The 7075-nt window shown below is 58.2% G+C and carries 4 protein-coding genes; 3 read left to right on the forward strand and 1 reads right to left on the reverse strand.

The window, feature by feature from the left end:
* Window positions 1-18: 18 nt before the first annotated feature.
* The 3 genes from K1Y02_23975 to K1Y02_23985 all read left to right on the forward strand — a co-directional run bounded on the left by K1Y02_23975 (window position 19) and on the right by K1Y02_23985 (window position 4666).
* Window positions 19-1530 (forward strand): hypothetical protein, encoded by a 1512-nt coding sequence (locus K1Y02_23975; protein MBX7259439.1) that lies wholly within the window; start codon window positions 19-21, stop codon window positions 1528-1530.
* A 156-nt stretch (window positions 1531-1686) separates the two neighbouring features.
* On the forward strand, window positions 1687-3921 hold the full coding sequence (locus K1Y02_23980) for a hypothetical protein (GenBank protein MBX7259440.1): 2235 nt from the start codon (window positions 1687-1689) through the stop codon (window positions 3919-3921).
* Between the two features lie 160 nt (window positions 3922-4081).
* Window positions 4082-4666 (forward strand): YceI family protein, encoded by a 585-nt coding sequence (locus K1Y02_23985; protein MBX7259441.1) that lies wholly within the window; start codon window positions 4082-4084, stop codon window positions 4664-4666.
* Here K1Y02_23985 and K1Y02_23990 read toward each other — a convergent pair.
* Window positions 4656-6779, reverse strand: coding sequence for a sigma-70 family RNA polymerase sigma factor (locus K1Y02_23990; protein ID MBX7259442.1), 2124 nt, complete (start codon window positions 6777-6779; stop codon window positions 4656-4658). The two genes, K1Y02_23985 and K1Y02_23990, sit on opposite strands and share 11 nt — an antisense overlap.
* Window positions 6780-7075 lie beyond the last annotated feature (296 nt).

Consider the following 7075-nt stretch of genomic DNA (forward strand, 5'->3'; position numbering starts at 1 on the left):
TTAGTAAGGAGTTTGCTCATGTCGCGCTTCGTCATAGCTCTTGGCGTTGGGTTGGTGCTCGTGTCGGTTACCACGTTGGAGGCGTTTGCTCAGGCGCCCGGTGTGGTGGTGTATCCCGCGCCTCCGGGAGAAGCGCTCTCCAAAGACTTCAGCGTGACGGTCGCAGGTCAGCCTGCACCCGTCTATGTGTGTCGTGTGTCCGCGATGCCGTTCAATCAGGTTTGGCCGGGGTATCAACGGCCTATCGATCAGACGGAGTTGGCCTCGTTCGTCTACTGGGACATGTCTGCGCCCGTAGACGTCGATGTTGTCAGCAACCGTCCCATCGAATCCGTGGCGATTCGTCCTACGGCCCGAGACATAAAGCCGCAGATCGAAGGCAACCACATCCGCTTTCATCTGGACAAACCGCAGCAACTCACCGTGGAAGTGAACGGCTGGCACAAAGCACTGCATCTATTTGCTAATCCGCCCGCGCCAGCCATCGATCGGAATGCTCCCGGCGTCCGCTACTTCGGCCCCGGAGTTCACAAGGCAGGTCGAATGGTGTTGAAAAGCGATGAAACCGTCTACCTCGCAGGCGGAGCCGTCGTATACGGCTGCATTGAGGCTACCGACGCTACGAACATCAAAATTTTGGGACCGGGCATCCTCGATTCCAGCGAACTGGAGCGCTACTTCGGAATCACGGACGAGAGCAAGTACCTCGACAACTTCGGTGGCAGTATTCATCTGGTGCGTTGTACCAACGTGACGATTGACGGCCCGGTTCTACGCGATCCGCCCCTGTGGTGCCTGTCCGCGTTCAACTGTTCGGAGATTCAGATTGTCCATACGAAGCTGATCGGTCTCTGGCGCTACAACGCCGACGGTATCGACCTCTGCAACAGTCGAAATGCGGCCGTACGTGACTGTTTTGTACGTTCCTTCGACGACAGCCTCGTGGTCAAGGGACTGAGTTACTATAAGGATGTGCCGATCAGCAATATCCTGTTTGAGGGTTGCGTCGTGTGGAACGACTGGGGCCGCGCGCTGGAGATCGGCGCCGAAACGGCCACTCCCGAGTTGTCGCAGGTCACGTTTCGCGATTGCGATGTTGTGCGGACCGCTGAAATCGCCATGGATGTACAACACGGCGACCGCGCGTTCATTCACGATGTGACGTTTGAAGGAATCCGATTCGAAGTTGATGACGTCAACTACTCGCCGCAGATACAGAATGGCCGCGACGCAACGTACACGGGACAGACGGGCTACTGTCCACGCAATCTCGTCTTGGTGATCCTGCGTGGTGCATGGTCGAGCGATCAGGAGCGCGGCACGATGCGAAACATCGTTGTGCGCGACTGCTCGATCACGGGCAAGCTGCTTCCGCCTTCTTCGCTGAGTGGTTTCGACGAGACGCACGACGTCAAGGGCGTCACGATCTCGAATCTGAAGATCAACGGAAAAGTCGCCCAGAGCCTTGAAGAAGCCTCGATACATGTCGGCCAGTTTGTTAGCGATGTGCGTATCGAATCCGGCAACTGAAGGGCTGGTCTCATGTCTACATTGAAGTCTGCCCCAAAGGCCAACCAGGGCGATCCTCTCAGAGAATGTCCCCGTCTCGCCAGACGAAGAAAGAATGCTTTTTCGATCGCGATTGTTTGCGCTGTGTTCGCTCCCCTGTTCGCCTTGGGGCAAACTGTGCGACCCGATCCGGCCACGGTAAGGCCTGTCGAACTCGCCAACGAAACCCTGCTTCCCGCGCAGGCATTCGAGCATCTCGATGCCAAGGCAGGCACGTGGCACGTGGATAACGGGGCCTTGCTCCAAACCGACGCCGCCGAACCGTATGCGCGCGCCTACATCGCGGGACCTCTCTGGTTGGATTGCATGGTCAAAGCAAAGGTTCGTTTAGACGCTCTCGGCGCTTCTGCGGCATCGCCCGGTGTTCGCCTGATTGTTCGCGGCGACGAGGCAACGGATACGTTTTACACTGTCGGCTTGTGGGCAGGCAGCCGCGAGGTGCGCATAGAAAAGTCACGCGAGTTGGCTTTCGAGACGATGACCTGCAACCAATTCGGAACGCCCGCAATCGCTCCCTATCCAATCGAACTTGGCAGGACCTATGACGTGACCGTAGTCGTCGACCACGCGACGATCTATTGCTACATCGACGGCGCATTTGTTGTGCTCGCGCAAGAGCAGGATTTCACCACTCATCCTACCGGCCGGGTGGGATTCTTCACGAATGCGGCGACCGGCACGTTCAGCGAGGTCTCTGTCAAAGGCATGAGAAACGTCACCTCCTCGCCCGTAACGCCCTACGCAGGGAATCCCGTCAACCTGACGAATTACTCTCCTGCCGTCATAAAGGACGGTAAGTTTCGCATGTGGGATTCGTTGCTGGGGCGATACAACGAGTCGGAAGACGGTATCACGTGGACTTGGCCCGCGGGCAAGGAATCCGTCGTGAATCAAGGCAATACCGGGGATTGGCCGACCGGCACTCAGTGTGGTGACCCCGACGTTCTGAAGTGGGACGGTCAGTACTGGATTACGTATTGGTCAACCTGCAACCGCCGCAATGGGGCCTTCGACGGGATGGGGTTGAAACGCTCTCCGGACGGCATCCATTGGACGCCCGAACCCGCCAACCCGGTCTTCTACATGGGTCCCAACGGCGACTGGGACGAAATGGTCGTTGGCGATCACGCGCTGATTCGTGACGGTGACCGATTCAAGATGTGGCACGTCGGCATCACGCGCGGGCAGCGGGGGTACCGGAATGAGTTCGGTTATGCCGAGAGCAAAGACGGCATCCACTGGCGCAAGTGCCGGCTCAATCCGGTCCTGACGCAAGGCAAACCGGGCACATGGGACGGTGGCTGGATCTACGCGGCGGGTATCGTGAAGATCGACGACGAACAATCGGATACCCATGTCTATGCAGGCAAACCCGGCGCGAGTTATCACCTCTTCTACACCGGTCAGCCCACGAATAACGAGATTATCTGCGGCGTCAAACGCATTGGCTATGCCTTCTCCCTCGATGGCATCCGTTGGGTCAAGTGGAACGATCCAAACACCAATGAACCGTTTCACGACAGCGATCCTGTTGTTACGTGGTCTGACTACGGAGACAAGGGGTTCACGGGCATAGGCGCGGCAACGGCCGTGCTTCTGGGCGACGAAGTCCGCCTCTACTACTCGATGTATGAGGAGCGGCTGGATGTTGGCCGTCCACCCGAAGGTCCCGTAGGCACCGCCTTCGCGACGGTGAAAGCAGATACGCTACGCGCTATCGTCGCCGACGCCAAGGCCAAGGGACTGCTCTCCCGCGCAACCCGTGAAGAGATCGATGCGGTGATGGACGACCCCTTGCCGCAATCCATGTGGGACGATCTGCAAGGGAGAGTGCTTTGTGCAATACAGGCGAAACAGGCGGGCGACGTAAGCACTGAGAATTCGATGTTCTCCCAGATTACCGCCACCCGCGCCAAGTTTACCCAAGCTCTCGAACGCTACTATGAAGGGCCGTTCACAGCATTGAAGCAGGTTGTGGATGCGCTGGAGGCTGCGAAGAGCGTGGCAGAGAGAGTCCTGTGGACTCTTCCCGCTGACCGCGCGGGACTCGTTGCCTCGCCGCTCGAGTTCACCGATCTGAGTCTCTCGGTATCGGAGCATCCTGTCATGATTGAGATCGAGGCAACGTGCGACCGCTTCGATCTTGCCCGGGTCGCGTGGTCAACAGAGAGCGGGTATAAGCCTGGCCAGGAAATGGAGTGCGTTGTTGGCTACCCTGGAGTGGCAGAACCGACGCACCGAATCACGGTCTTGCCCGGCGGCAGCACGATTAACGCACTACGCATTCAGTTCCCGCCCGGAGCCACGGTACGTCTAAAGAACGTTCGCATTCGAGAGATAGACGTTCGATAGTCCGGATTTCGCACGAAGGCACACGAGTCTAGTTTGTGGCCTGTGCACGTGCTCGCTTTGACTCTGCCTTCTTCGTCGAATAGACTCGCCCTTCGCGGCGTTTCATACGCAGCGGCTGCAAGGTCAATACGGGATCGCTTCCCGAGGAAAGGGATATTCCATGTTCATCGCACGTTCCATGTTTGCATTTGGTGTCTTTGCGCTCTCAGTCACGATGCTGGGTTCGATTGCCGCGCAGGCAGAAACCTACGAACTGGACCCCGTCCACTCCACGTTCCAATTCCGCGTGAAGCACCTCGGCGTCAGCTTCGCGTACGGACGGTTCAATGACAGCAAAGGAAGTTTCGTCCTTGATCCCAATGACCCTTCCAAGAACAGCATCGAGGTCGAAATCCAAACCAAGAGTGTCGACACCGCCAACAAAATGCGCGACGAACACCTCGCCGGACCGGACTTCTTCGACGTCGCGAAATACCCCACGATGTCCTTCAAAAGCACGTCCTTCACAAAGAAGAGCGACACTACCTATGAAGTCGCGGGCGATCTGACGATTCGCGGCGTCACAAAGCCGGTGAAATTCGATGCCACGCTCGTGGGTACGGGCCCCGGCATGAAGGGCGAACGCCGCGCCGGTTGGGAAGCAACGCTCGTCATAGACCGCACCGAATACGGCATGACCTACGGGACTGAAGGCATCGGCACCGAGGTGACGCTGCAAATCGCTATCGAAGGTGTCACGAAGTAGGCTGACGATGAGGGTTCAAGACGATGTCCCCTGGTGTGGCGGCACCCTGGTTGTCCGTAGAAATTGGAGCACCGTTATTGTCGATCATGTCCGGCCCCGCGCTGTAAAGCGAGTATCCGGAGGCATCCGCCGAATAGTGGTAGGCTGAGCCCGTGAACGGGTCGCTTGGAACTTCTGCAAAATACGTAGGTGACAGCGCCTCCAGCGTGGCGGGATACGTTCCGTGTTGAACGGCATACGATTCGATCGCACACGACAAGACCAGGCCGTCCAGTTGGGCCACGGAACGGGCTTGCGCCTCCGCCAGCTTCATGACGTCGGGGACGAAATACGATGACACGGGATTGTCAGCGCCAAGTTGTTCCACATTTTGGCGTGTGAGTTCATAATACGGCAAGCTGACCATGGCCGCTGCGGTTTGGTAATCGGCGAGCGCATCCTGCGCGAGGGCATACAGTGTCTCTGGTGAAGTTGTCGCGAGGAAGCCGACGGCTTCGTTACCCAGGTCCATCTGTCTCGCATACGTTACTAAGGACTCGGGCGTGGGAAAGGACTCATGAAACCACGCGGCAACCACGGCGGCTTCGTCGGACACCGTGCGTCCGTAGGGTAGTCTGCGTTCGGCAATCGCTTGAATATCCGCAATGAACGCCTGTGCCTGTTCCTGCGATTGGGTCGTGGCCCCAAGGACGAATCCTCTATCTTCAAATGCCTGAGTCTGAATGGCGCTCCCCAGAAGCTGGCCAATTATGGGCCCGCCGTGGGTCGAGTCGGCCGCAAATGCCATCATCGTCTCATAGCTGTCGAGAGCGTTCGTGTAGTCGCCGCTGGCAGCGTACATGCACGCTTCCATGGCCATCACGCGCCCCAAGGTCCGAAACTTGGCCAAGTGCGGGAGCGGCTCGTCAAAATTGCGCGGGATCGGCATCTCGGCATTGCCCATTTCTACGCCCTTGCGCAGGGCATCGAGCGCGGCCCGGCACTGCTCGAGTATTTCCTTCACCTTGGGATCGTCGTGCCATCCGTTCTTTTCGATGTCTTCCAAGAAATCCGTGAGCCACACGGTGTCAACGTCCGGCAGCAGTTCCGTGGCCAGCAGGAAGTAATGCGCAGCATTGTCGTTCGGGATATCCTCGGACGACACCGGCTTCAATTCGACCCCGGTCTTTTCTCCCGACCCTTTTCCAAGGGCATTTCGAAGGAACGAATCGAATACCGCTCGAGCGGAATCGGCTTTTGCGCTGTTCGCTTTGGCGGCTGGTGAGTTCTTTGGCGCGACTGAATTCACATGAGGTGCTGCCGCGATTGCCGGTGTCTTGACCGGTGCCGAATGAACCGCCTGCGGTTCAGAAGGTCTATTCCACTGCCGGTAAGTCACTACTCCGCCGATGGTAAGCAACGCGCATGCTGCAATCGCCGCGATCTTTTTCGTCATGACCAATACCCCCGCTACTCCGGCAGGCGCAACTGCTGGAATCGCTCCGCCCGCCATCGCCATCTTTCCTAGACTGGACACCAACGCGGCAGGAACCGGCAAGTCTGCGTAGCGGACAAGAGCAGCCATGAAGGCCGCATCGCGCGCCGTGAAGCCGCGACTTGTCAGCGATTCGCGGACTCGTACCGTGCCTTCTTGAACGCGCCGGGCCACGGCAGATCGGGACATACCAGTTGCCTCTGCCAAGTCCGAGTACGATTCGCCCCGCAAGTAGTGGCGCACGACCAGTTCGCGCAAATCTTCCGGCAACTCCGCGATTGCCTCGTCCACATGCGGCTCGATTTCGTCCCAAGATGCGTGCGTGGCCAAAGCGGCCTCTTGCGCATACCGAATCTCACGCATTCGCCGGCGCTTAGTGCTGCGCAGCCGGTCGAGAGAACGATACGTGGCAAGCCGGTGCAACCAGGGCGCCAAGGAGTGGCCAACCCACCCATCCGCAAGAGACAGACGCAAGAGACAGTCCTGCGCGGTGTCCTCCGCTTCCGCGGGATCGCCAAGAATCCGTCGGCATGTGCCATACACCATGCCCGCATACCTCGACACAATCTCTGCAAATGCGTCTGCGTCGCGCTGACGCATCCACATGTGCAAAAGCTTCTCGTCGGACGCCTGGTGCATTACCGGTGCAAACCTCTCACTTGGACCTACCCTATAAACGCCACCGGCTCCTCATCGTCCCAGTTGCGAGTGAGGGAACATTTCTGACGGCATATGTGGCGTGTGTTCGCCTGATTCGGGCATACTGCGCCTGGAGTATCAGGCAGTATTCACCACACTGGAGAAATGTTCATGGCAGCTACGAAGCGATCACGGAAACGGGACATCGAAAAGGCCTATCCGACAAAGCAGTTCATCGCCAAGCTAAGGCGTTTGGCCGATTGCCTGGAAGAGGGCAAGCAGTTTCGCATCCAAGT

It is taken from the genome of Candidatus Hydrogenedentota bacterium, assembly GCA_019695095.1.
Lineage (GTDB): Bacteria > Hydrogenedentota > Hydrogenedentia > Hydrogenedentales > SLHB01 > JAIBAQ01.